At 62.1% G+C, this 22,694-nt stretch carries 19 protein-coding genes and 1 pseudogene; 14 read left to right on the forward strand and 6 right to left on the reverse strand.

Going from position 1 to position 22,694, the window contains the following annotated elements:
- Nucleotides 1–39 precede the first annotated feature (39 nt).
- Together cobA and GN234_RS05025 are read left to right on the forward strand one after the other, a co-directional pair.
- Complete coding sequence (gene cobA / locus GN234_RS05020; protein WP_163853901.1) at nucleotides 40–882, forward strand: uroporphyrinogen-III C-methyltransferase; 843 nt, start codon at nucleotides 40–42, stop codon at nucleotides 880–882.
- The gene (locus tag GN234_RS05025; RefSeq protein WP_176687996.1) at nucleotides 879–2,375 is read left to right on the forward strand and encodes a nitrite reductase; all 1,497 of its coding nucleotides are present in this window, start codon (nucleotides 879–881) and stop codon (nucleotides 2,373–2,375) included. Before cobA ends, GN234_RS05025 begins: the two co-directional genes overlap by 4 nt.
- 144 nt (nucleotides 2,376–2,519) lie before the next feature.
- Here the strand turns inward: GN234_RS05025 and GN234_RS05030 are convergent, their stop codons facing one another.
- The 3 genes from GN234_RS05030 to GN234_RS05040 form a co-directional block, all read right to left on the reverse strand.
- Nucleotides 2,520–3,704 (reverse strand): porin, encoded by a 1,185-nt coding sequence (locus GN234_RS05030; protein ID WP_109756162.1) that lies wholly within the window; start codon nucleotides 3,702–3,704, stop codon nucleotides 2,520–2,522.
- A gap of 423 nt (nucleotides 3,705–4,127) precedes the next feature.
- Nucleotides 4,128–5,402 (reverse strand): glucarate dehydratase family protein, encoded by a 1,275-nt coding sequence (locus GN234_RS05035; protein ID WP_176687997.1) that lies wholly within the window; start codon nucleotides 5,400–5,402, stop codon nucleotides 4,128–4,130.
- The gene (locus GN234_RS05040; protein ID WP_233459565.1) at nucleotides 5,399–6,700 is read right to left on the reverse strand and encodes an MFS transporter; all 1,302 of its coding nucleotides are present in this window, start codon (nucleotides 6,698–6,700) and stop codon (nucleotides 5,399–5,401) included. Before GN234_RS05040 ends, GN234_RS05035 begins: the two co-directional genes overlap by 4 nt.
- Before the next feature lie 198 nt (nucleotides 6,701–6,898).
- On the opposite strand from GN234_RS05040, the gene GN234_RS05045 reads away from it, so the two are divergent.
- Both GN234_RS05045 and GN234_RS05050 read left to right on the forward strand, forming a co-directional pair.
- Nucleotides 6,899–7,795: a LysR family transcriptional regulator gene (locus GN234_RS05045; RefSeq protein WP_116832244.1), complete on the forward strand. Its 897-nt coding sequence runs from the start codon at nucleotides 6,899–6,901 to the stop codon at nucleotides 7,793–7,795.
- Nucleotides 7,796–7,991: 196 nt separating this feature from the next.
- Nucleotides 7,992–8,426, forward strand: a complete 435-nt coding sequence (locus tag GN234_RS05050; RefSeq protein WP_176687999.1) for a nuclear transport factor 2 family protein — start codon at nucleotides 7,992–7,994, stop codon at nucleotides 8,424–8,426.
- 179 nt (nucleotides 8,427–8,605) lie between these two features.
- On the opposite strand, the gene GN234_RS05055 is transcribed toward GN234_RS05050, so the two are convergent.
- Nucleotides 8,606–9,529, reverse strand: coding sequence for a LysR family transcriptional regulator (locus GN234_RS05055; RefSeq protein ID WP_109756167.1), 924 nt, complete (start codon nucleotides 9,527–9,529; stop codon nucleotides 8,606–8,608).
- A gap of 128 nt (nucleotides 9,530–9,657) precedes the next feature.
- Here GN234_RS05055 and GN234_RS05060 point away from each other — a divergent pair, with 128 nt between their 5' ends.
- Both GN234_RS05060 and GN234_RS05065 read left to right on the forward strand, forming a co-directional pair.
- Nucleotides 9,658–9,864, forward strand: a complete 207-nt coding sequence (locus GN234_RS05060) for a tautomerase family protein (RefSeq protein ID WP_025213530.1) — start codon at nucleotides 9,658–9,660, stop codon at nucleotides 9,862–9,864.
- A gap of 308 nt (nucleotides 9,865–10,172) precedes the next feature.
- Nucleotides 10,173–10,908, forward strand: a pseudogene (locus GN234_RS05065) (SDR family NAD(P)-dependent oxidoreductase).
- A gap of 51 nt (nucleotides 10,909–10,959) precedes the next feature.
- On the opposite strand, the gene GN234_RS05070 reads toward GN234_RS05065, so the two are convergent.
- Complete coding sequence (locus tag GN234_RS05070; RefSeq protein ID WP_176688000.1) at nucleotides 10,960–13,107, reverse strand: TonB-dependent siderophore receptor; 2,148 nt, start codon at nucleotides 13,105–13,107, stop codon at nucleotides 10,960–10,962.
- 258 nt (nucleotides 13,108–13,365) lie between these two features.
- A complete protein-coding gene (locus GN234_RS05075; RefSeq protein ID WP_176688001.1) occupies nucleotides 13,366–14,757 on the reverse strand; it encodes an aminotransferase-like domain-containing protein in 1,392 nt (463 codons plus the stop codon).
- 137 nt (nucleotides 14,758–14,894) lie between these two features.
- On the opposite strand from GN234_RS05075, the gene GN234_RS05080 reads away from it, so the two are divergent.
- The 8 genes from GN234_RS05080 to GN234_RS05115 all read left to right on the forward strand — a co-directional run bounded on the left by GN234_RS05080 (nucleotide 14,895) and on the right by GN234_RS05115 (nucleotide 22,617).
- Nucleotides 14,895–16,061, forward strand: coding sequence for an MFS transporter (locus tag GN234_RS05080; protein ID WP_176688002.1), 1,167 nt, complete (start codon nucleotides 14,895–14,897; stop codon nucleotides 16,059–16,061).
- 297 nt (nucleotides 16,062–16,358) lie between these two features.
- Nucleotides 16,359–16,973: a GntR family transcriptional regulator gene (locus GN234_RS05085; protein ID WP_176689555.1), complete on the forward strand. Its 615-nt coding sequence runs from the start codon at nucleotides 16,359–16,361 to the stop codon at nucleotides 16,971–16,973.
- A 133-nt stretch (nucleotides 16,974–17,106) separates the two neighbouring features.
- Nucleotides 17,107–18,027 (forward strand): hypothetical protein, encoded by a 921-nt coding sequence (locus tag GN234_RS05090; protein WP_109756173.1) that lies wholly within the window; start codon nucleotides 17,107–17,109, stop codon nucleotides 18,025–18,027.
- A 126-nt stretch (nucleotides 18,028–18,153) separates the two neighbouring features.
- Nucleotides 18,154–19,086 (forward strand): 4-hydroxyproline epimerase, encoded by a 933-nt coding sequence (locus tag GN234_RS05095; protein ID WP_176688003.1) that lies wholly within the window; start codon nucleotides 18,154–18,156, stop codon nucleotides 19,084–19,086.
- Nucleotides 19,083–20,198 carry an NAD(P)/FAD-dependent oxidoreductase gene (locus GN234_RS05100; protein WP_176688004.1) on the forward strand — a complete coding sequence of 372 codons (1,116 nt, stop codon included), beginning with the start codon at nucleotides 19,083–19,085 and terminating at the stop codon, nucleotides 20,196–20,198. The genes GN234_RS05095 and GN234_RS05100 overlap by 4 nt, the downstream gene beginning before the upstream one ends.
- A complete protein-coding gene (locus tag GN234_RS05105; protein WP_116832234.1) occupies nucleotides 20,191–20,427 on the forward strand; it encodes a 2Fe-2S iron-sulfur cluster-binding protein in 237 nt (78 codons plus the stop codon). Before GN234_RS05100 ends, GN234_RS05105 begins: the two co-directional genes overlap by 8 nt.
- Nucleotides 20,424–21,680 (forward strand): NAD(P)/FAD-dependent oxidoreductase, encoded by a 1,257-nt coding sequence (locus tag GN234_RS05110; RefSeq protein ID WP_176688005.1) that lies wholly within the window; start codon nucleotides 20,424–20,426, stop codon nucleotides 21,678–21,680. Before GN234_RS05105 ends, GN234_RS05110 begins: the two co-directional genes overlap by 4 nt.
- Before the next feature lie 187 nt (nucleotides 21,681–21,867).
- Nucleotides 21,868–22,617 carry an AraC family transcriptional regulator gene (locus tag GN234_RS05115; protein ID WP_176688006.1) on the forward strand — a complete coding sequence of 250 codons (750 nt, stop codon included), beginning with the start codon at nucleotides 21,868–21,870 and terminating at the stop codon, nucleotides 22,615–22,617.
- Nucleotides 22,618–22,694 lie beyond the last annotated feature (77 nt).

Consider the following 22,694-nt stretch of genomic DNA (forward strand, 5'->3'; position numbering starts at 1 on the left):
TGACCGACGGCGAACCTGATATCGAACCAAGGAAGTCCCATGCCTGCCTCCATCGTTTTGCCCGCTGCCCTGCAATCGCCCTTCAGACCGGGTGAAGTCGCCCTGGTCGGCGCCGGTCCCGGTGACCCGGGCCTGCTGACTCTGCGCGCCTGGAGTCTGTTGATGCAGGCCGACGCGGTGGTCTACGACCGTTTGATCAGCCCGCAATTGCTCAGCCTGATCCCACTGACCTGCGCCCGGCATTACGTCGGCAAGGCCGCCGGTTGCCACAGCCTGCCCCAACCGCAGATCAACGAACTGCTGGCTGACCTGGCCGACCAGGGACAACGGGTGGTGCGACTCAAGGGCGGCGATCCGTTCATCTTCGGTCGCGGCGCCGAGGAACTGGAGTATCTGCTGGCCCGGGGTATCGATTGCCAAGTCGTGCCGGGCATCACCGCCGCGGCCGGTTGCAGCACTTATGCCGGCATTCCCTTGACCCATCGCGACCTGGTCAATTCCTGCCGGTTCATCACCGGCCACCTGCAACGCGAAGGGGATTTGAACCTGCCTTGGCAAAGCCTGGCGGATGACAGCCAGACCCTGGTGTTCTACATGGGCTTGTCGAACCTGGGCACCATCGCCGCGCGGCTGATCGCGGCAGGTCTGGCGGCCGATACCCCGGCGGCGCTGATCAGCAACGGCACGCGCCCCGACCAGCAGGTCCTGCGCGGCACCCTCCAGCAATTGCCGGAGATGGCCCTGGCATGCGCCGAAGGCCTGCCGACCTTGACGGTGATCGGCAAGGTGGTCGGTTTGTTCGCCCATCAGCTACTGGAGCATCCGGCCCGCCTGCACCCGGCCATACCGCTCCAGCCTGGTATCGCGAGGGTGGCATCATGAGAATCGGTTGGCTTGCCCCGTTGTTGTGGATCGGTGTCGTCCCGGGCGCTACGGCGGCTGAACCGGACCTGGCCTTGGCCGAACAGACCTACCAGCAACACTGCCAGCAGTGCCACGGGGTGAATCGCATCGGCGCCGCCGGGCCGGCGCTGTTGCCCCAGAGCCTAAGCCGGATCAAGCCCGACGAGATCCGCCAGGTGATCGAGAATGGACGCCCGGCCAGCCAGATGGCGGCCTTCGGTGCGGTGCTGGAGCCTGCGCAGATCGATGGCCTGACCCACTATCTCCAGCGTCCGCCCGCCGTCGAACCGACCTGGAGCGAGGACGACACTCGTCGCAGTCATCACCTGCTGGCGGATGTCGCTACCCTGCCCGATAAACCCCAGCACCACGCCGACCCGCTGAACCTGTTCGTGGTGGTGGAAGCTGGCGATCATCACGTCAATATCGTCGACGGCGATCGCTTCGAAGTCCTGGCGCGCTTCGCCTCACATTTTGCGGTGCATGGCGGCCCCAAATTTTCCCCCGACGGGCGCTTCGTCTATTTCGCCTCCCGGGACGGCTGGATCAGCCTGTATGACCTGCATAACCTCAAGCTCATCGCCGAGGTACGGGCCGGGCTCAATACCCGCAACCTGGCGGTGAGCAAGGACGGTCGCTGGGTGCTGGTGGGCAATACCCTGCCCGGCAATCTGGTAGTGCTCGATGCCCGCGACCTGTCACCGGTCAAGACCCTTGCAACGGTGGGGCTGGACGGCCAGGCGTCGCGAGTCAGTGCGGTCTATACCGCGCCGCCGCGCAACAGCTTCATCGTGGCTTTGAAAGACGTCAAAGAGGTCTGGGAACTGTCCACCGGGCCGAACCCGGACTTTGTGCCCAGGCGTATCGAGGCCGAGGATTACCTGGACGATTTTTCCTTCTCGCCCGATTACCGGCAATTGCTCGCCACCTCGCGCAAGGCTCAGGGCGGACAGGTGATCGATCTCGACACCGGCCGGGTCGTCACTGACATCGCCTTGCCGGGCATGCCCCACCTGGGCTCGGGGACCTATTGGAAGCGCGATGGGCATTGGGTGTTCGCCACGCCCAACATCAGCAAGGGGCTGATTTCGGTGATCGACTTCGACACCTGGAAAGTCATCAAGCAGATCCCCACGCTGGGGCCGGGTTTCTTCCTGCGCAGCCACGCCAACTCGCGCTACGCCTGGACCGATGTGTTCTTCGGCCCCGACAACGATGCCATCCACCTGATCGACAAACAGACCCTGGAAATCGCCCACACCCTGCGACCCGTGCCCGGCAAAACCGCCGCCCACGTCGAGTTCACCCGCGATGGCCGCTACCTGCTAGTGAGCATCTGGGATACCGATGGCGCGCTGATCGTCTACGACAGCAACACCCTCAAGGAGATCAAGCGCCTGCCCATGAACAAACCTTCGGGCAAGTACAACGTCGGCAACAAGATCGAGTTCGCCGAGGGGACGTCTCATTGAAAAAAGGGGGCTGATGCGCAGCCCCAATAGCAAAGGCCTGTGGGAGCAAGGCTTGCCCGCGATGAACGATAACGCGGTTCCACTGTTTGACCGCGGCGTGGCTATCGCGGGCAAGCCTTGCTCCCACAGACAGCGTCGTCCCCCTTACCAGGTGAGCACCGCCCCCACCGCAAAGGTGTCGGTGTCTTCGTTCTGGGCACTGGTATCGTGGCCGTTGATTTCGAACTGGTTGTACTCGGCCACGAGCTTGAGGTTGTCATTGATGTCGTGGAACAACGCGACGCCACGGGTTTCGTAATCGGCGCCACTGCCCACCACGCCATTGCCGTCGTCATCGGTCTTGCCGTAGGACAGCGCCAGGCGGTTCTTGCCCAGCTTGTAGGAGCCCTGCAACAGGTAGCCCTTGCTGTCGACATTGCGCAGGGTGGCTTCACCGGCGTTGTTGGTGAAGAACGGGTTGATGCCCTTGGCCTGGAACCCCGAACCGGTGAGCGACAACCCGCCCATCTTGGCCTGCACGCCATACCCCAGGCCCTTGGAAGTGACCGATTCGACGGTGGAGTCGGTATTGTCCGAGGTCTGGTAGCTGCCGTTGAGCCAGCTGTAGATCTTCGCCCCGCCCAGGTCGAACTGGTAGGTGATCTCGCTCTCGGTACGCGGGTTCTCCTGGTAGGCCTTGCCGGTGGCGCTGTTGTCGTTGGTGTCCACCGGGTCCATGATTCCCACCGCCACTCGCAAGCCATCCATCACCGGCGTGCGGTAGGTGATCTGCGAGGTCGGGAACGGGTACGGATAACCACTGCCGATGTTGCCGAACGAGACGCCACCGCCGTCTACCAGCCCCAGGGTGTCGCTGACCTGACCGTAACCGGCCAGCAGTTCGTCCAGCAGGATGTTGGAGCGGGCAAACAGACCGAAGTCTTTGCCGATCAGCACCTCGCCCCACTCCGGGTTGGCCACGGTGCCGTAGAACTGGCGCACGTCGATGGCGGTGTCGGTGCCGTTGGTTTCGCTGTCGTTGATGGTCACCCAGAACGAGGCCCGGGCACCGAGCTTGAGGTCATCGACCTGCTTGCCCATGTTGAAGCCCAGGTAGTTGGGCAAGAAGCCCATCTTGACCCGCGCCTGCCGACGGTCGTACTGCTCACCGGCGCGGTCCACGTCGCTGTTGACGTAAAAGGCGTTGATGTAGCCGTCGGTGGAAAAGGTGGTCTGGTCCTTGTCGTACAGCATGATTTCGGCGTTGGCCCAAGGCATCAGGCCCAGGCTCGAAACACCGGCGAGGACTGCAGGCAAAAAACGTTGGCGGGTATTTTTATTGTTGTGCATGGCGCGCTCCGCAACAGGGGACGGGATGTCGGAGGCGATTATCGAAAGGCGCCGGGGCGCGTCATACGCTGCCTTGGAGGCAATTGGCGAATGCTTTGGAAGCGCCGGCCTGGCGCGGCAGTTTGGGTGTAAGACGGCGAGGTTGGCGGGTGCGGCAGTTTGGGTGTAAGACCCCGATGCAGGCGGGTGCGGTACTTTGGGTGGGGGCCGCAGGATGGCCGGGGAATGTAGGGGGGATCAATACCACCGACCTGTGGCGAGGGGGATCTGTGGGAGCAAGGCTTGCCCGCGATGAACGATAACGCGCTTCAACTGTTCGACCGCGGCGCGGTTATCGCGGGCAAGCCTTGCTCCCACAGATAAATCCCCTCGCCACAGGAGCTTGCCCCCGCTGGCCTGCGCAGCAGGCCCCTCACCTTCGCCTCAGAACCGCGGCTTGACGGTTTTCCAGTCCGGTCGATAGCGCTGCATCTGCCGCACATCATCGCGCTGGCGGATGCCGCAACCGAGAAACTGGTCATGCAGCTTGCCCAGTTGATCCCGGTCCAACTCCAGACCAAGGCCAGGCGCCCGGGTGATCTTCACGCAGCCGTCGACAATCGGCAGCTTGCCGCCCTTGACCACTTCCTCATCCGGTTCCTGCCACGGGTAATGGGTGTCGCAGGCATAGTCCAGATTCGGCACCGCCGCCGCCACATGGGCCATGGCCATGAGGCTGATGCCCAGGTGCGAGTTCGAATGCATCGACACGCCCAGGCCGAAGGTGCTGCACATTTTCGCCAAGGCCTGGGTGTCCCGCAGGCCGCCCCAGTAATGGTGGTCAGCCAATACGATCTGCACGCTGTTCAACGCTACGCTACGGCGAAACTCGTCGAAATCGGTGACCACCATATTGGTCGCCAGCGCCAGTCCCGTGCGCTTGTGCAGCTCGGCCATGCCTTCCAGCCCCGGCGTCGGGTCTTCGTAGTACTGCAAGTCATCGCCCAGCAGCTCGGCCATGCGAATCGAGGTTTCCAGCGACCAGTTGGCATTGGGATCGATGCGCAGCGGATAGCCGGGAAACGCTTGTTTCAACGCCTTGATGCAGGCGACTTCATGCTCTGGATCGAGGGCGCCGGCCTTGAGCTTGATGCTCTTGAAGCCATAGTCCTGGATCATCCGCCGGGCCTGGGCAACGATCTGCTGCTCGTCGAGCGCCTCGCCCCAACTGTCTGGCGGATACGGCGAATCGATGTGCTCGGCATACTTGAAAAACAGATAGGCGCTGAACGGAATCTCGTCGCGAATCGCACCACCCAACAGGTCCACCAGCGGCACGTTCAGGTAGTGGGCCTGCAGGTCCAGGCAGGCCACTTCGAACGCCGAATAGGCATTGCTCACTGCCTTGCTCGCATGGGAACCCGGCGCCAGTTCGGCACCGGCCAGGCTCGGCGGTTTCTGTGCGGCGACGGTCGCCTGGACGATGGCTCGCAACTGGTTGAGATTGAACGGATCCAGGCCAATCAACTGGCTCTGCAACTGCTGCTGGATCGCCAGGGCCGGCGCATCGCCGTAGCTCTCCCCCAGGCCGATGTAACCGTTGTCGCTCTCGATCTCGATGATCGAGCGCAGCGCGAACGGCTCATGGATGCCGCTGGCGTTGAGCAAAGGTGGGTCGCGAAAGGCGATGGGGGTGACAGTGACGCGTTTGATCTTCATACAGCGGCTCCCGATGGGCCAGGGTTCAAGGCTTGGTTTTTTTCCGGCTGGTCGGCATCGGCAACGGTTCCAGGTCGACCGGCATCCGGGGTGTCGCGCTTGGGCGCGGTGCGGGCGAAAAAGATCACCACGGCGGCGACGAGCGAGGTTATCGCCAGCCCATACAGACCGCCCTCGATGGACCCGGTGGTTTGCTCCAGGAAACCGAAGGCCGTCGGCGCCACGAAGCCGCCGAGGTTGCCGATGGAGTTGATCAGGGCGATCACCGCCGCGGCGATGCGCGCATCCAGGTAGCCCTGAGGAATCGGCCAGAACAACGCCGACGCGGCCTTGAAACCGATCGCCGCAAAACAGATCGCCACGAAGGCAAAGATCGGCCCACCCGTGGTGGACATGAACATGCCGAACGCAGCCACCACCAGCGTCACCGCAACCCAGGCCTGCTGGAACTTCCATTTGCCGGCCAGGGCGGCAAAGCCGTACATGGCAACGATGGAAATGATCCACGGGATAGAGTTGAGCAAACCGACCTGGAAGTCCCCCAGGTTGCCCATTTTCTTGATCATGCTCGGCAGCCAGAACGTGGCGCCGTAGATGGTCAGGGCGATGGAAAAGTAGATGAAACAGAACAGCGCGATCTGTCGGTCGGCCAGCAACTTGAACATCGACGGCTTGATCACTTGCGCCGCTTCCCGGGCCCGTTGCTCTTCGGCGATGGCGGCGATCAATACGGTTTTTTCTTCAGTCGTCAGCCATTTGGCCTGGCTCGGGTGCGATTGCAGCCAGAACCAGACGAACCCGCACAGCACAATGGAGGCGAAACCTTCGATCAGGAACATCCACTGCCAGCCATGCAGGCCCATCCCGCTGATGTGCAGCAAGGCGCCGGACACCGGGCCGGAAATCACCGAGGCGATGGCCGAGCCGCTCAGGAAGATCGCCATCGCCTTGCCGCGCTCATTGGCGGGTAGCCATTGGGTGAAGTAGTAGATGATGCCGGGAAAGAACCCCGCCTCCGCCGCGCCGAGGATGAAGCGCAGCACATAAAAACTGGTCTCGCCGCGCACAAAGGCCATGGCCATGGCCGCCGCGCCCCAGGTGAACATGATGCGCGTCAGCCAGGCCCGCGCGCCGTAGCGTTGCAGCAGCATGTTGGACGGCACTTCGAACAGCGCGTAGCCGATGAAGAACAGCCCGGCGCCGAGCCCGTAGGCCGCGGCACCGATGCCCAGGTCGGTTTCCAGGTGACTGCGCACGAAGCCGATGTTGACCCGGTCGATGTAGTTGACGATGAACATCACCACCACCAGCGGCAGGACATGACGTTTGACCTTGGCCGTCGCGAGCGCCAGGGTGCTGTCATGGGTGGAGTCCGTTACGTTATTCAAGGGGTGCCTCCCGATCATTGTTTTTGTGGGGAACGGGACGATGATGGACGCGGTGGATTGTTCCCGTCTAATCTAACTTGGCACTTGATTGATACCTGGATTGAATCAATGTTTGAACTGGCCCAGTTGCGCTGCTTCACCACCGTGGCGACCGAACTCAACTTCCGTCGCGCCGCCGAACGCCTGAACATGACCCAGCCACCGCTGAGCCGGCAGATCCAATTGCTGGAACATCACCTGGGCGTCGAGCTGTTCACCCGCAGTACCCGCAGCGTGGCGCTTACCGCCGCCGGCCGGGCGTTTTTCATCGAGGCGCAAAACCTGTTGGAACAGGCGCAACAAGCTGCCGTAGCCGCCAAACGTTTTGCCCAAGGCGACATTGGCTCGGTGACCATCAGCTTCGTCGGCAGTGCGGTGTATGAGTTCTTGCCCAAGGTGATTGCCGAGGCGCGGCTGAAACAGCCCCAAGTGAAGATCGTCCTGGCGGAAATGAACACCTACCAACAACACGAAGCCTTGCGCGCCCGGCGCATCGACCTGGGCATCGTCCGCTCGCCGCTGCTGGAAACCGGCTACGCCACCGAATGCCTGGTGCGTGAGCCCTTCGTGCTGGCGGTGCCTGCCGGGCATCCGCTGGCCAGCGCCGAATCCGTCAGCGTCCAGGACCTGGATGGACAGCCGTTCCTGATGTACTCCCACACCGCCTACCCGCCCTTCAACGAACTGCTTACCGGCATGCTGCGCTCGGCCCGGGTCGCGCCGCAATTCGTGCAATGGCTGGGGTCGTCGCTGACGATCCTGGCGCTGGTCAACGCCGGCATGGGCCTGGCCCTGGTACCGCGTTGCGCCACCAGCGTGGTGTTCAAGCAGGTGGTGTTTCGCGAGATCGACCTGGGCGAAGGAGTGCAAAGCGAGTTGCACCTGGTGTGGCGCGAGGACAACGACAACCCGGCGTTCACCATGTTGCTGGAGGGGATTCGGGGGGCGGTTCGGGAGGGACTTTAAGCGATACACAAAAACTGTGGCATGTGAAACCCGTGGCGAGGGAGCTTGCTCCCTCGCCATATGACCAGCGCCCTTGAGCCATGTGTCTGATGGGTTTGCCAGCGCCCTATTCCAGTTCTTCTCGACAAGTTGTACGATGACCGATGAGCGTCGAATCGCTCGCGTTCCCGATACCTACAAAAATAAGGAAATCCCCATGAAAAAAGCCACATTGGTCATCAGCTTGCTGTGCCTGTTCAGCGGCTATGCAGCAGCAGCCGCTACATCGCCCGAGCAAGAAGTAGCTCAGGCGGTCGATCATTTGACCCAAGCCATGCTGCACAAAGACATCCCACAACTTCAGGCCCTGGCCGCCGAAAACCTCACCTACGGGCACTCCAGCGGTAACATCCAGGACAAGAAAGCCTTCATCGCCGATATCGAAACCGGCAAGAGCGCGTTCAAGACCCTGGAGATGCAGAACCAGAAAATCACCTTGTCAGGTGACGTGGCGCTGGTGCGCAATCACTTCTCGGCGCAGGCGCTCAAGGGCACAGAGGTGGTGCCGACGGAAATCGAGAATTTCCAGATCTGGCAGAAGCAGAAGAATGGCAAGTGGCTGCTGATCGGTCGTCAGGCGTTTCGGTTCTGATAACGAGCTAGGCCGGGTAATTAGTGCATTATTTGAGTTTATGGTGATCCATTGTGGCGAGGGGAGCTTGCTCCCGCTCGGTTGCGCAGCAACCGCAAAATCCTGGGGCCGCTACGCAGCCCAGCGGGAGCAAGCTCCCCTCGCCACGGTTTGCTCTTCTCGCCCGTTGTGTTTTCCCCTCATATCGCGGCCCACTGCTCCCGGTACTGCAGCAGAAAATCCACAAAAGCGCGCACCCGCTGCGGCACGTACCGGCCGTGGGGATACAGCAAGGTAAACGGACGTGAGCGACCCGCGAAAGGCGCAAGCACCTCCACCAATTGCCCGTTGGCCAGTTCCTGCTCCACGATGAACTTGTAGGTCTGGAACAAACCGGCGCCATGTTTGGCCAGCGTCACGCCACCAAGCACATCGTCCGAACAACAGTACCCCCCTTCGCCGAATACCTCCTTTTCCTTGCCTTCGACATTGAACAACCAGGAAATCCGTCGCCCGCTACTGGGCAATTCGAACTGGATGCACTCGTGATCGTCCAGGTCTTCAAGGGCCTGGGGCGTGCCGGCCTTGCGCAGATAATCCGGGGACGCGACCACCACCAGTTTCGCGTCTTCCAGCAGTCGGGCGATCATCGACGAGTCGGGTTGGGCCCGTACCCGAATGGCGAGGTCATACCCCTCGGCGACGAAATCGATGTTTCGATTGCTCAGGTGCAGGTCTACAGTCACTTGCGGGTACAGCGCCCTAAAGGCCGGCAGCAAGGGCAGGATGCGGTGATGACCGTACGTGGTGGGCAGGCTGATACGCAGTTGCCCGGACGGCACCGATTGCGCCCCCATCATTTCCTGTTGCGCCTCCACCAGTTGCGTCAACGCCTGGCGGCATTGCTCGAAATAGGTCCTGCCGGCTTCGGTCAAGCGGATGCTGCGGGTGGTGCGCACGAAAAGTCGTGAACCCAGGCGCTCTTCCAGACGAAAGATCGAGCGGCTCACCGCTGCCGGAGTAACCCCCGCCAACTGCGCCGCTGCCGTGAAACTGCCCGCCTCCGCCGCCAGGCAGAACAGTTCTATGCTGCCCAACTGCAGATCTTCGAAATGACGTTTCATGATTGATTACACCGCGTATCAACTGAAGTTGCCAAAAGCCTGTTTATCAGCCTGCGGCGTATAAATACAGTGGTCCTTCAATGGCGCGGGAATACTCCTGCGCATTTTCTCAGCAGCAGGAGTGCAACATGCCTTTCGTAAACGTGCGAATTACCCGTGACGGCGTGACCCGGGAACAGAAAGCCCAGGTGATTTCCGAAATCACCGAAACCCTCCAGCGCGTGCTGGGCAAGGACCCACACTTGACTCATATCGTGATAGAGGAAGTGGACACGGATAACTGGGGATATGCGGGAATGACCACGACGGAGTATCGAAGTCTTCCGAAGGAATAACGCTCTGCCCTTTCGAGCCCGGTCCGATTGACCGGGCTTTCTATGTCTATCACCCCAATAACTCTGTGGGAGCGAGCGAGCCTGCTCGCGATAGCGGTGCGTCAGTCAACATTTGAGTCGGCTGATGTACCGCTATCGCGAGCAGGCTCGCTCCCACAGTGGCTTGTGTTGATTCAGTCATTGATTACATGACGTATCAACTCAAGTACCAGAATCCTTATTTATCAAACTCTGAGGCATCAATACCCTGAGCTCAACCACCGCCATACAGGCGCACCGGTTCAACTCAATGTGATCAGGAGTCAATCATGAGCCTCAACAAAACCGTCATCATCACCGGCGCTTCCAGCGGGATCGGCCTGGGTTTGGTCAAGGCGTTCCTGGCCCAGGGGGTATAACGTGGTGGGCAATGCCCGCTCCCCGTCCGGCCTGGACGCTGCCGCTGCCCAGCTCGGTCACCCGGCCGGTTTCATCGGCGTGGCCGGCGACATCGCTGACCCGGCCACTTCAGCCGCCCTCATCGCCCAAGCCGTCGAGGCGTTTGGTGCCGTTGACGGGCTGGTGAACAACGCCGGGTTCTTCCTGCCAAAACCCTTCGTCGAATACAGCCCCCAGGACCTGGACGCGCTGCTGGACACCAACCTCAAGGGGCTCGTCTATGCCAGCCAGGCCGCTGCCGCACACATGATCGGGCGCCGGCAAGGCTTCATCATCAACATTTCGGCTGCCGTGGCCTTGCAACCGAACATCCAGGTACCGGCAGCCCTGCCGGTGTTGATCAAGGGCGGCGTCAACCAGATGACCCGCGCCCTGGCCCTGGAACTGTCGCCCCACAACATCAAGGTCAACGCGGTCGCCCCCGGCATCATCGACACGCCCATGCACGACCCGGCGCACCGCGACTTCCTCGACAACCTGGCCCCGGCCGGTCGCGTGGGCACCATCGAGGAAATTGCCGAAGCCGTGTTGTATCTGGCGGGCGCTGATTTCACGACCGGCGCGATACTGCCGGTGGACGGCGGCATGAGCAGCGGCAAGTGGTAAAAAGAAAAACCCCGGAGGCAGGACCTTCGGGGTTTTCATGACGCACTGGATTCAGAGCGTGTAGGAGATGCCGGCCTGCACGGTCCGCGGTGCGCCTGGGTAGGCATAGACGCCACCGAATGCACCCTCTTCGTAGTCGGCGTCGAACAGGTTCTTCAGGTCCAGGTTGAAGCGGATCCGCTCGTTGACCTTGTAGTAGCCGAGCAGGTCGACGACGGTGTAGCTGTCCATGTTAAAGGTGTTGGCCGCCGTATTGCCGGCGCGCTCATCGACGTACTTGGCGCCCAGGCCCAGGCCGAGCCCCTTGAGGCCACCGTCCTGGAACTCGTAGACGTTCAACAGGCTGAAGGAGTTCTTGGGCACGTTGAGCAAGCGGGTGCCGGTTGGGATATTGATGTCCTTGGTCACTTCGGCATCTACATACGCGTAGCCACCGATCACGCGCCATTCTGGCGTTAAATTGCCCGCCACATTCAAATCGAAACCACGGCTGCGCACTTCCCCGGCAGCCACGTTGAAGGTGGAATCCAGCGGATCGGGCGTGAGTACGTTGCGCTTTTCAATCTGGTAGATCGCCGCATCAACGCTCAACTGACGATCCAGCGCTTCCCACTTGACGCCCATTTCGTAGGACTTGCCCTCTTCCGGCTTAAACCCCTCACCCTGCCCCTGGCGACTGGCTCCGGTGTTGGGTTTGAACGAGCGCGCGGTGTTGGCGTAGAGCGCAACGGTATCGGTCAGATCGTAGATCACCCCCAGGCGTGGGGTGACAGCATTTTCAGTCTTGTCCCAGTTACGGCTACCGGGCCGAGCCTGAGGGACGAAGGATTCGTACTCATGCTCGAATCGCTCAAACCGCGCCCCAGCCAACACCTTCAGGCGCTCAGTCAACGCCACCTGATCCTGCACGAATACGCCAAACGTCTTGAGATTTTCCTGGTCATCGGTGGGCGTACGCGTCAGTGCCGGACGCGGCTGGCCATACACCGGGTCGAAGATATCGATCGGGTAGGCACCGGTGCCCGCGGCGGAGCGCTGGATGATGGACTGGTAGTCGTAGTCTTCATACTCGATGCCCGTCAACAGCGTGTGCTCGAACCCGCCGGTGGAGAAATGCCCGGTGAGGTTGAGTTGGGTGTCGCGGTCGGTCCATTCCAGCTTGCGGTAGTTGAAGTTGCGACCCAGGGTACGCCCATCGGCGGCAATGCCGTTGCCTTCCACGGCATTACCCTGCAAGGTGCCGTCGAGCCATTGGGTACCGCCGGCCAGGGTCCAGTCGTCGTTGAGCATGTGCTCGAAACGCACCTGCAACATGTTGTTGTCGTTGTGCAGCTTGCCGGCGTCTTTTTCGCCGAAGAACGTATCGCGCGACGCGGTGCCGCGCTGGCCGGCGTAATGAGTCAAGCCACGGTCCAACGGCGCATTGTTACGCATGAAATCGCCTTCGAAGGTCAGGCGCGTGGTGTCGTTGACCTGCCAGGTCACCACTGGCGCAACACCGTAGCGCTCGGTCTCGACGTGATCACGGAACGTATCACCGCCCTCGCCGATCACGTTCAGGCGATAAGCCAGGCGCCCTTCTTCGTCCAATGGACCGGACGCATCGAGCGTACCGCGACGCATCCCCTGGTCGCTGACCTGGCTGCCCAGGGTCACCTTGCGCTCAGCCAACGGTTGTTTGGACACCACGTTGAAGGTACCGCCCGGGTCGCCACGGCCATAGAGCATGGTGGCTGGGCCGCGCAGGACCTCCAACCGCTCGATGGTATTGGCGTCCGGCATGTTCGGGTAGCCACGGTTGATCGGGAAGCCGTTACGGTAGAACTCCCCGGTAGTGAAACCGCGTACGGTGAAGGTGGTCAGGCCCTGGCCACCGAAGTTGTTGGCCCGGCCTACCCCGCCGGCGTAATCGAGGGCGTCTTGCAGGCGCGTGGCACTGAGGTCTTCGACCACATCGCGGGACACGACGGAAATGGATTGCGGGGTTTCATGGATCGCCGTGTCGGTACGGGTGGCACTGGCTGAGCGGGTGGCGTGATAGCCCTTCACCGGGCCCTGTGCTGACTCATAGTCTGCAGCGCCGACGATGTCCGTGGCTTGCAGCTCGAGGGTCGCGGGGTTGGCAGGGGTTGGCTCTTCAGCCCAGGTGGAAACGGAATAAGCCTGGAGCACACACAGTGAAACGAGAATCCGACGCATCGATGCACAATCCTAATGGAAACAAGCCACCCACATCGGGAGGCTGACAAAAATGTGTCGCGAAAGATACAGTAACTCATTGTCGTTTGATATCTATTCCCATTAACACTGGTATTTTTTGTGACTGACCAGTCCGCCATCGCGAGCAAGCTTTGCTCCCACAGGGATCTACAGCGGTACAAGTCTTGTGATTGCCCCTGCTCGCCCCTGTGGGAGCAAAGCTTGCTCGCGATAGCGCCAGAACAATCCCCCCATACCCTATTGGCCCGCCGCAATCGACTCCTGCTCCACCCGCTGGAAGAACACCTGCGCACGATGATCCTGGGTATAAGCCACATTCAACCGCAACCAGTCGCAGTCCTCACCCTGAGGCAGGAACGTCGAGCCCTGGGACAATTGGATTTGCAGTTCCCGGGCGATCTGCTGCACCCGTTGTGCCGCCAGGCCCTGCGGCCTGGCCCAGACGAACATGCCCCCCATCGGCTCGGCAAATACCTCCCAGTGGGCCGGGTTCAGTTGGCGCAGCGTACTTGCCATCTGCTTGTTCAGGCGCTGGCGCAAGCGCTGGATCAACTTGCGATAGGCGCCGTTGGCGAGCAACGTCGCCACCACGTTTTCCGCCAGCAACGAACAACCGATGCCGGTAATCATCTTGACTTCGGCCAGACGCTGGATGATGTCGGGATGGGCGACCACGTAGCCGATGCGCAGCGAACTGGACAGCGTCTTGGAAAAGCTCGCCAGGTAGATCACCCGGTCCAGGGCATCCAGGGAGGCCAGGCGTGACGTCGGGCCATTCTGGAAATCGGCGTAAATGTCGTCCTCGATGAGGCGAAAGTCATGGGCCGTTGCCAGTTGCAGCAAACGATAGGCCACGCTCGGCGCCAGGCTGGTTCCGGTGGGGTTCTGGTACATGCTGTTGATGAAGAAGTACGAGGGCTTATGCTCGCCGAGAAGCTGTTCCAGGCGAACGATGTCCGGGCCTTGCGCGGTTCTTGGCACCGCCAGGGTCTTGACCCCATGCAGCTTCAGCAGATTGAACAGGTTGTAGTAGCCGGGGCTTTCCACCAGCACCAGGTCACCGGGCTTGAGCAGGGTTCGCACCAGCAGGTCGAGGCCTTGGCTGGCGCCTTGGGTGGTGATGATCTGCGCCGGGTCGACGTGAATGTCGATCAGACCCAGGCGCTTTTGAATGTGCAGGCGCAGATGCGGCGAGCCTAACGGGGTGCTGTAGTTGAACAACGCGTGGTTGTCGCTGCGCACCACCTGGCGGATCGCCTGGCCCAGGTCGGTGTCGTCGCGCCAGGCGTCGGGCAGCCAGCCACACCCCAGCTTGAGCTGCGTCGATTCATTGTCGAACAACCGCCACGGTGCGTTATCCGCTTCAGGTGCCGGCGCTACCGGCCGGGCCAACCGCTGCGCGACAAAAAAACCCGCGCCATGCCGGGACTCCAGCACCCCGCTGGCGACCAGTTGATCATAGGCCTTGATCACGCTCGACAGGCTCAGGCCATTTTCCCGGGCCAGTTGGCGAATGGACGGCATCCGTGTGCCAGGACGAATGCCATGGGCATTGATCCAGCCCATGAGGTGCGTCACGAGCTGCCGGATCACGGGCTCGGCAACGTTGCGATCAATCTTCAGATCCACGGCGGGCACTCTTGACTAAGTGTTCTCGATTTTTCAGAAAACAGTTAAACACAAATGGCCGGCGTCTGTTCCTTGTTTGCGGTGTGCCCGGCAGTGATAGTCCCCGGGACCTCATGCACACCCTTTAAGGAATACCCTTGAACCCACAGCATCGACACTCCTGGGGACTGGCTTTCGGCCTTTGCCTGATCACCCTCGCGGTCAACTTGCAGGCGCCGCTGTACACCACCTATGCGCAGTTGTCCGGCTATGGGGCCGGCGCCACGGCGGTGGCGTTTTCCGGTTATGTGCTGGGCGTCCTGCCCGTCTTGCTGGCATTCGGCGGGCTCGCCGACCGGGTGGGGCGCAAGCCGTTGATCCTGGTCGCGCTCGGGTTGTCGATGCTGGCGACGCTGGTGACACTGCTCTGGCCAAGCCTGGAGGCCCTGGGCGTGGCACGCCTGATGATGGGAATCGGCACAGGGCTGGCTTCGGCCACATCGACCGCCTATATGGCCGAGCTCATGGCAACCGGCGACCCCCGCTCACCGGCCAACCGGGTCACCGCCAGCACTTCCCTGGGGTTTGGCCTGGGCGCGGCGTTGACCAGTCTTTTCCTGTTCGTCCACCACAGCGCCACGCCCGGCAGCTTCTGGTTGCAACTGATGTTGGCGGCCATAGCGATCGGCGTGGTCTGGCGGCTACCGGACCCGGCGCGGAAAATCAAAGACGCACCGCTGCTGCGCCTGCCGTTGTTTCCCGCCGGCAGCCTGCCCTACAGCTTTTCCATGCTGTTGGCCTGGGCGACCTCGGGCCTGGTCATCGCCATATTGCCCTCGGTGCTGGCGACTCACGATTTGCAGCGTTGGTCTGGCTTGTCGACCTTCACGGTCATCAGTTGCGGCTTGCTGTTCCAGCCCTGGGTTCGGCGCATGCAACCGGCCAGGGCTACGGGCTTGGGATTGTTGATCCTGCCGTTGAGCTACGCGTTGCTGGCCTGGGGTGCAAGTGTCGGTTCCTTGGCCGCCGTATTGCTTGGTGCGCTGGGTGCCAGCAGTGCGTGCTATGGCTTCCTGTACCTGGGCGGGCTGTCAGCCGTCACCGCCATGGCCGGCGTGGAAAAGGCCCGGGTCAGCGCCGGATTCTTCCTGTTCGCCTATGTCGGGTTCAGCATCCCGGTGGTGGTGACCGGGCTGCTGGCTGACGTTTTTGGCGCTGACGTGGCGTTGATCGTGTTCGGCCTGGCGCTGCTGGCTGGGGCGTCTGTCACTGGATGGCGTATCGTCCGGACAGAAGCTTATGTGACTCGCCTGTCCCACTGCTGAACACAAAACCTTGTGGCGAGGGGGATTTATCCCCGTTGGGCTGCGCAGCAGCCCCAAGATGAGCGGTTCCTATCTGCCTGACACACCGCAATGTCAGGTTTTAGGGCTGCTGCGCAGCCCAGCGGGGATAAATCCCCTCGCCACAGTTTCGTACCCTTGGCTGCTTCATCGCCTGCTTCAAGGACCACCCCGGCAAAGTCGTATACCATATCCCCATCTAAGCCGAACGACTCTCCGCCGTGACTTTATCCAAATTCAACCTGCCCGACCTGGGCAACACCCCCCTCCACTTCGGAAATCATTACCCGCCACCTGCGCGATGCCATCGTGGCTGGGCACTTTGCCGAGGACGAGCCGATTCGCCAGGACGACATCGCCCGCCAGTTCAACGTCAGCAAGATCCCCGTACGCGAAGCCCTCAAGCGTCTGGAGGCCGAGGGCCTGGTGATGTTCCAGCGTAATCGCGGAGCGATGGTGACGCGCATTTCCGAGGCGGAGCTGGCGCAGATGTTCGAGGTGCGGATGCTGCTGGAGGACAAGGCGTTGCGCCTGGCGATTCCCAATATGACCGAAGAGACCTTCGCCCGGGCCGAGAGCATCTGCCGTGAATTCATCGGTGAAGACGACGTGGGTCGTTGGGCCGAACTGAACTGGCAGCTGCATGCCTGTCTCTACGAACCGGCCCAACGGCCCTTCCTGGTGAGCTTGATCCGTTCGGTCCACGACAAGTTGGAGCGCTATCTGCGCATGCAAATGAGCCTCTCCGCCGGCAAGGAGCGCGCCGACCACGAGCACCGGGAAATCCTCGACGCCTGCCGTGCCGGTGATGTCGAACGGGCGGTGAAGCTGTTGGACGAACACATCGCCGGGGTCTGCAAGACGCTGTTCGAGTTCCTGCCTTCGAACCATTGAGCCCGCCCGAAATACAGAGTCGATGATCGACCCGGTATTCTTGAGGTCCTATACATATGTACCGCAGCGACTGTCCGACGCCGCCCTAGAATCAGGTGCCTTCGTTATCTGAAACAGACACTTGCTTTCAACCATGACACCTCCATTCGACACCTTCATCGACAGCCTTTCTGTTACAGCTTCCATAAAGAATCAAAACTGGGCGGGCACGGACGACAGCATCTATATCTCGATGGGCCCCCTGGGCCAGATGCAATTGTTCTGCGAAGCCCCCAGAGTGGGGCAAGTCATCCACGTGGATATCGACATTGCCCGGATGTTCGGTCGAGCACGTATCTCGCTCGGGGAAATTGACGGACTGGCCCTCTACCAGGTGCCCGTCGCACACCCGATCGCTTCTGATGACTGGGCGCTGGAATCGGTGCTGATCAAAGCCAATGACATCTATGCCAATACCTCATTCAAACGGATCGACACATGGCTCAGAAACTCATCCGCGCACTTGCAATTCGTATGGTCAGGTCATGTTCACTTTTCCGACTGGAAGAATTCCGACCATAGATCCATCGATCTCAGCGCCCAGACCTATCCGATCAGGTGGATGCCCTTTATCGGCGACCTGATGCATTGGCGCTGTTATGACCCATCGAAAATAGACGGCGTGGGTCAGTTGATCGGAATGTGGGACGGTCAGTTGATCGGCAATCAACTGAAGACACACACCAGTGAACTGCTCGCCCCCAACGACCAGTCCAATAGTTACACATGGGTCTATACACCCGAACACGCCATTATCTATAAGCGCTGGGAGCATAGCGACCGGGCCAACTACGTCAGGCATAGCCAGCTTGGCAGTGGCAGGCCGGTCATGTGTGCCGGGGAGCTCAAGGTCACCGAACATCGTATGGACCATGTGATCGCCATGGTCAACGATGCTTCCGGGCATTACAGGCCCGACGGCGGCGCCTGCCTGCGGTATGTGGCCGAGAAGTTCGAGGCCTTGGGGATCAATACCGAGCATATCGAATGGCGATGGCAAGACAGGAACGCCTGATCAGGCTCACCTGGCTGCTGCCGTACTGTGCCGATTTCGTCATCAGCGGCAGATAAATCCATCAAGCCGTCGCCCCCCGGCGCGGGCCACGCTTGCGTTCACTCATCTGAACGGACGTGGCCCCCCATGAAACGCATCACCGTGATCGATTCCCATACCGGCGGCGAACCGACCCGACTGGTCACCGACGGTTTTCCTGACCTGGGCCAGGGCAGCATGGCCGAGCGCAGGCAGCGTCTGGCCGAGCAGCACGATGCCTGGCGCACCGCCTGCGTGCTGGAACCGCGAGGCAGTGATGTGCTGGTGGGGGCGCTGCTCTGCGAGCCGGTGGACCCGAGCGCCTGTGCCGGAGTGATCTTCTTCAACAACAGCGGCTATCTGGGCATGTGCGGCCACGGCACCATCGGCCTGGTGGTGTCACTGGCCCATCTGGGCAGGATCGGCCCCGGTGTGCACAGCATCGAAACCCCGGTGGGCACGGTGCAAGCAACCTTGCATGAGGACCGTTCGGTCAGCGTGCGCAACGTGCCGGCCTACCGTTACCGCAAGGCACTGGCCCTGGAGGTGCCCGGCATCGGCCCGGTGGTGGGCGATGTGGCCTGGGGTGGCAACTGGTTTTTCCTGATCGCCGAGCATGGCCAGCGCGTGGCCGGCGATAATCTCGACGTGTTGACCGCCTATACCTACGCCGTGCAGCAAGCCTTGGAGCAGCAGGGTTTTCGCGGAGAGGACGGCGGCCTGATCGACCACATCGAACTGTTCGCCGACGACCCGCAAGCCGACAGCCGCAACTTCGTGCTCTGCCCGGGCAAGGCCTATGACCGCTCCCCGTGCGGCACCGGCACCAGCGCCAAACTGGCGTGCCTGGCCGCCGATGGAAAACTGCAACCCGGCCAGATCTGGCGCCAGGCCAGTGTCATTGGCAGCGAGTTCGAGGGTTCCTATGAACGCTCGGGCGAACGCATCGTGCCGACCATTCGCGGCCGTGCCTACATCAGTGCCGAGACCACGCTGGTCATCGAAGCGGATGACCCGTTCGCCTGGGGCATTCGTCCGTGAGCGAGGGCCAGGTCGCCGACGTGATCATCATCGGTGCCGGCATCATCGGCGCTGCCTGCGCTCGAACATTGGCCCAACGCGGCTTGAAAGTCCTGGTGCTCGACGCTGGTTGGCACGGCGCGACGGCGGCCGGCATGGGCCACCTGCTGGTGCTGGATGACAACCCGGCGGAACTGGCCCTCAGTCAATATTCCCTGCAACGCTGGCGCGAACTGGCCCCGGCCCTGCCCGAGGCCTGCGCCTGGCGCAACAACGGCACCCTGTGGCTGGCGGCCAATGCCGAGGAAATGGCGGTGGCCCACAGTAAATACCTGAACCTGCTGGCCCATGGCGAAGCCTGCGAACTGATTGGCCGCGCCGCCCTGCATCAGCGTGAACCCCAATTGCGCGAAGGTTTGGAAGGCGGGCTACTGATCAAGGGTGACGGCATTCTCTACGCCCCGGCTGCCGCGCGCTGGATGCTCGACGCGCCCAACATTCGCCAGCAGCGCGCCCGCGTCAGCGAAGTCGACGGCCAGCGCGTGCGCCTTGACGATGGTCGCTGGCTGAGCGCCGACGCGGTGGTCCTGGCCAATGGCATCCAGGCCACCGAGCTGTGCCCGGAGCTGCCTATCGAAGCGAAAAAAGGTCACCTGCTGATCACTGATCGCTACCCCGCCACCGTCACCCACACGTTGGTGGAACTGGGCTATGTCACCAGTGCCCACAACGCCAGCGGGCCGTCGGTGGCGTGCAATATCCAGCCGCGTCCGACCGGGCAATTGTTCATCGGCGCCTCGCGGCAGTTCGGCACCATCGACCCACAGGTGGAAGGTTGGATGCTGGCGAAGATGCTCAAGCGCGCCGTCGAATACCTGCCAGGGCTGGCGCAGCTCAACGGCATTCGTGCCTGGACCGGTTTTCGCGCAGCAAGCCCCGACGGCTTGCCGTTGGTGGGCCAGCATCCGCAGCGCAAGGGCCTGTGGCTGGCAGTCGGTCACGAAGGCCTGGGCGTCACGACGGCGCCCGCAACGGCCGATTTGCTGGTCGCCCAACTGTTCAACGAAACCTCGCCGCTTGCCCCTCAAGCTTACCTGCCACAGCGCTTTCTCGGAGAACCGGCCCATGCCTGACTTATTCCTGGACGGTCGCCCCCTGTCAGTCGCTGATGGCACCAGCGTCGCGGCGGCATTGGCCTTGGGGGCGGACGGCTGTAGTCGTACCTCGGTCAGCGGCCAGCGCCGGGCGCCTTTGTGCGGCATGGGCATCTGCCAGGAATGCCGGGTGCTGATCGACGGCCGTCGACGCCTGGCCTGCCAAACCCTTTGCCACGACGGCATGCACGTGCAGACCCGACCATGAACGAAACCACCGATCTGCTGATCATCGGCGCCGGCCCCGCCGGCATGGCCGCCGCCCTCGCCGCGGCAAGCAGCGGCGCGCGCATTGTGCTGCTGGATGACAATCCGCTACCGGGCGGGCAGATCTGGCGCGACGGTCCCCAGGCCAACCTGCCGACCCAGGCACGCCGTCTGCGAGACCGGTTGCATGCCTGCACTAACGTCCGCTGTCACGCTGGCGCGCGGGTAATCGCCTGTGCAGGAGACAAAACCCTGTTGGTGGAGGATGCCGAGCGCGGCTGGCAGATCACTTACGAGCGCTTGATCCTCTGCACTGGCGCCCGGGAATTGCTGCTGCCCTTCCCCGGCTGGACGTTGCCCGGAGTGACCGGAGCTGGCGGCTTGCAGGCACTGATCAAGGGTGGCCTGCCGGTGCGCGGCGAACGGCTGGTGATCGCTGGCAGCGGCCCCTTGCTAATGGCCAGCGCCGCCACGGCGAAACATCAAGGTGCGCAGCTGGTGCGCATCGCCGAGCAAGCCAGTCGCACCGCCGTCGCCGGTTTCGCTGCACAATTGCCCCGCTGGCCGGGCAAGTTTTTCCAGTCGTTCGGTTTGTTCGACCGACACTACCGCACCGGTACTTATGTGGTGGAAGCACTCGGGCGGGAGCGACTCGAGGGCGTGCGCCTGCTGCAACAAGGCAAGACGATCGAACTGGCTTGCGATCGGCTGGCCTGTGGCTTCGGGCTGATTCCCAACACCCAGCTCGGCCAGGCCCTGGGCTGCGCGGTTGAACACCAGGCCCTGGCCGTTGACGCCTGGCAAGCCACCACCCGCGTCGAACATTACGCCGCCGGAGAATGCACCGGTTTTGGCGGCAGCGAACTGGCGTTGGTGGAAGGTGCCATCGCCGGCCACGCCGCCGTCGGCAATACTGCGGCGGCCCAGCGTCTGTGGCCCCAACGCACACGCTGGCAGGGTTTCGCCCAGGCATTGAACAAAGCCTTCACCCTCGATCCACGGCTCAAGACCCTGGCCACGGCTGACACCCTGGTTTGCCGCTGCGAAGACGTGCCCTATGGCGAACTGGTCGACCATGAAAACTGGCGCGAAGCGAAACTGGCCAGCCGCTGCGGCATGGGCGCGTGCCAGGGCCGAGTGTGCGGCGCCGCCTTGGAACACCTGTTCGGCTGGACACCGCCCACCCCGCGCCCGCCGTTCAGCCCGGCGCGGATCGATACCTTGCTGCATCTGGAACAAACCCCACCCACCTGAACCCGACACACATCCCACTCAGACCTGTACTCACCACAAACTCCCACAGGGATTTGAGGTGAACTTCAACTTTGCGGCACCGCAGGACCCCATGTGGGAGCGAGCCTGCTCGCGATAGCGGCGTGACAGGCAGCGCATTTTCGATTGACACTGCGCCATCGCTTCCACAAAAAAGACGACGCCGGCCATGTATCCCTCGCTCACTTCCCTCGCGCCCTGTGACCTGGACACCCTGCTGCGCAGCCTGCAACCCATCGCCCCACTGCTGGACACCCTCGCGGACGTGGTGTTTTTCATCAAGGACAAGCAGGCCCGCTACACCTTCGTCAACCAGACCCTGGCCCGGCGCTGCGGTTTCAAACACAGCACGGATCTGCTGGGCCTCACTGCCGAACAGGTGTTCCCCGAACGCTTCGGCCCGCTGTACACCGAACAGGATCGCCGGGTGTTGGCCAGCGGCCGGGAGTTGGCCGACCAGCTCGAACTGCATCTGTATTACGGCAACCAACCCGTGTGGTGCCTGACCCACAAGCTCGCCCTGCATGACCCAAACGGCCAGGTCGTCGGCCTGGCCGGCATTTCCCGTGACCTGCAATTGCCCCAGTCGAGCCACCCAGCCTTCCAGAAACTGGCGGCGGTGGATGCTCATATCAAAAGCCACTTCGCCCGCCCCATCAGCCTGGCCGAACTGACCGCCATTGCCCAATTGTCGGTGGCGCAACTGGAGCGGCACTGCAAACGCATCTTCCAACTCACACCGCGGCAGATGATTCACAAGGCACGCCTGGAAGAAGCCTCGCGGCTGTTACTCGACAAAGACCTGCCGATCACCGAAATCGCCCTGCGCTGCGGCTACACCGACCACAGCGCCTTCAGCCGCCAGTTCCGTGCCCTGACCAGCCTGTCGCCCAGCCAGTATCGCGAGAGTCAGCACTGACGCCTGTTCCCCGATGGGGCGTCGCCCCCCATGGCTGCTCCCATCTGTAACACACAGCCCCAGCGCGGCCCCCTGCC

The organism is Pseudomonas bijieensis (assembly GCF_013347965.1).
In the GTDB taxonomy this organism is placed as follows: domain Bacteria; phylum Pseudomonadota; class Gammaproteobacteria; order Pseudomonadales; family Pseudomonadaceae; genus Aquipseudomonas; species Aquipseudomonas bijieensis.

What these genes read in the sequence shown, in the direction of transcription:
- cobA (WP_163853901.1), top strand. Translation starts at nt 40, where the DNA reads ATGCCTGCCTCCATCGTTTTGCCCGCTGCCCTGCAATCGCCCTTCAGA.
- GN234_RS05025 (WP_176687996.1), top strand. Translation starts at nt 879, where the DNA reads ATGAGAATCGGTTGGCTTGCCCCGTTGTTGTGGATCGGTGTCGTCCCG.
- GN234_RS05030 (WP_109756162.1), bottom strand. Translation starts at nt 3,704, where the DNA reads ATGCACAACAATAAAAATACCCGCCAACGTTTTTTGCCTGCAGTCCTC.
- GN234_RS05035 (WP_176687997.1), bottom strand. Translation starts at nt 5,402, where the DNA reads ATGAAGATCAAACGCGTCACTGTCACCCCCATCGCCTTTCGCGACCCA.
- GN234_RS05040 (WP_233459565.1), bottom strand. Translation starts at nt 6,700, where the DNA reads ATGTTCATCGTCAACTACATCGACCGGGTCAACATCGGCTTCGTGCGC.
- GN234_RS05045 (WP_116832244.1), top strand. Translation starts at nt 6,899, where the DNA reads ATGTTTGAACTGGCCCAGTTGCGCTGCTTCACCACCGTGGCGACCGAA.
- GN234_RS05050 (WP_176687999.1), top strand. Translation starts at nt 7,992, where the DNA reads ATGAAAAAAGCCACATTGGTCATCAGCTTGCTGTGCCTGTTCAGCGGC.
- GN234_RS05055 (WP_109756167.1), bottom strand. Translation starts at nt 9,529, where the DNA reads ATGAAACGTCATTTCGAAGATCTGCAGTTGGGCAGCATAGAACTGTTC.
- GN234_RS05060 (WP_025213530.1), top strand. Translation starts at nt 9,658, where the DNA reads ATGCCTTTCGTAAACGTGCGAATTACCCGTGACGGCGTGACCCGGGAA.
- GN234_RS05070 (WP_176688000.1), bottom strand. Translation starts at nt 13,107, where the DNA reads ATGCGTCGGATTCTCGTTTCACTGTGTGTGCTCCAGGCTTATTCCGTT.
- GN234_RS05090 (WP_109756173.1), top strand. Translation starts at nt 17,107, where the DNA reads ATGACACCTCCATTCGACACCTTCATCGACAGCCTTTCTGTTACAGCT.
- GN234_RS05095 (WP_176688003.1), top strand. Translation starts at nt 18,154, where the DNA reads ATGAAACGCATCACCGTGATCGATTCCCATACCGGCGGCGAACCGACC.
- GN234_RS05105 (WP_116832234.1), top strand. Translation starts at nt 20,191, where the DNA reads ATGCCTGACTTATTCCTGGACGGTCGCCCCCTGTCAGTCGCTGATGGC.
- GN234_RS05110 (WP_176688005.1), top strand. Translation starts at nt 20,424, where the DNA reads ATGAACGAAACCACCGATCTGCTGATCATCGGCGCCGGCCCCGCCGGC.
- GN234_RS05115 (WP_176688006.1), top strand. Translation starts at nt 21,868, where the DNA reads ATGTATCCCTCGCTCACTTCCCTCGCGCCCTGTGACCTGGACACCCTG.